The organism is Gordonibacter pamelaeae 7-10-1-b, from assembly GCF_000210055.1.
Classification (GTDB): Bacteria; Actinomycetota; Coriobacteriia; order Coriobacteriales; family Eggerthellaceae; genus Gordonibacter; species Gordonibacter pamelaeae.
Genome location: NC_021021.1, coordinates 345,900 through 347,149, shown reverse-complemented (window position 1 = coordinate 347,149; position 1,250 = coordinate 345,900). Strand labels below are relative to the sequence as shown.

Genomic DNA, 1,250 nt, shown 5'->3' with positions numbered 1-1,250 from the left:
ACGAACCCGTCCGGCGCGACGACGAGCCCCGTGCGCACGCGCACCTCGGTGCCCGCGTCGGCGTAGGCCACGGCGTTCTTCAGCACGTTGTTCAGCACGCGCGCCACCCGCCCCGCGTCGGCGAACACGGGCAGCTCGTCCGGCCCGTCGAAGACGAGCGAGAGGGAGCGCCCCTCGGCCAGCGGGTAGAACTCCTCGATCACCTGGCTCACGAACAGCGCGCCGTCGAAGCGCGAGCGCTCGATGGGGATGGTCTGCAGGTTGTAGCGCGTGATCTCGAAGAACTCGTCGAGCAGCTCCTCCAGGCGGTACGCCTTCGCCAGCGTGATGCCCGTGTAGCGCGCCCGCACGTCAACCGGCAAATCGGGCGATTCCTCTAGGAGCGTCAGGTAGCCGATGATGGACGTGAGCGGCGTCTTTATGTCGTGGGCCAGGTACACCACGAGCTCGTTCTTGCGCTCCTCGGCCGCCTTCGCCGCGCGCTCGCTGCGCTCGCCCTCGGCCTTGATGCCGTTCAAGAACAGCGCCGTGGGCGCGAGCTCGCTCGGCAGCACGACGGGGCCCTCGCTCTTGGCCAGCACATCGGTCACGGAGTCGAGCAGCAGGTCGAAGTAGCGCAGCGCCCGGTTGATGCCCGAGCGCACCACCAGCACGATTCCTACGATGAACCCCACGGCCACGCACACGAGGAACAGGTTCGCGATGGCCGTGTGCATCCAGTAGCTCTGGCCCACGAGGTTGTACGCGAGGTTCGACAGGCTCGATCCCAGCGTGTTCATGAAGCCGAGGAACAGCGCCAGGTACACGACGGCGAACACGACCACGTTCACCAGAGTGCGCCGCAGCACGCTGTTCGACAACCGTCTCGTCTGGTCCTGCTTCGCCTGGCTGAATCCGCTCGCGTCCATCGCGCGTCCCTTCCCTCTCATCCGCCGCACCCGCCGCCGGCCGTCCAGGCGGCGTCGTCGCCGTTATCCCAGCTTGTAGCCCACGCCCCACACCGTCTCGACGAACTCCTGGGAGGAGTCGATGGCGGCCAGCTTCTTGCGCAAGTGGCGTATGTGCACCATGACCGTGTTGTTGGACTGGGCGTTCGCCTCCTCGCCCCACACGGCCTCGAACAAATCGCGCGACGCCACCGGACGGCCGGCCGCGCGCAGCAGGCACGCGAGGATGGCGAACTCCTTGGGCGTGAGCGCGAGCGGCTCGCCGTGGAGCGTGGCCGCGTACGCCTCCTCGTCCAGCGCCAC

General features: G+C 67.9%; 2 protein-coding genes. Both read right to left on the bottom strand.

The window, feature by feature from the left end; genetic code table 11:
* Positions 1-908: sensor histidine kinase (locus GPA_RS01585; RefSeq protein ID WP_041239931.1), on the bottom strand; the 908-nt coding region annotated here is incomplete at its 3' end.
* Between the two features lie 63 nt (positions 909-971).
* The coding region (locus GPA_RS01580; protein ID WP_041238766.1) for a winged helix-turn-helix domain-containing protein at positions 972-1,250 on the bottom strand (279 nt) is incomplete at its 5' end.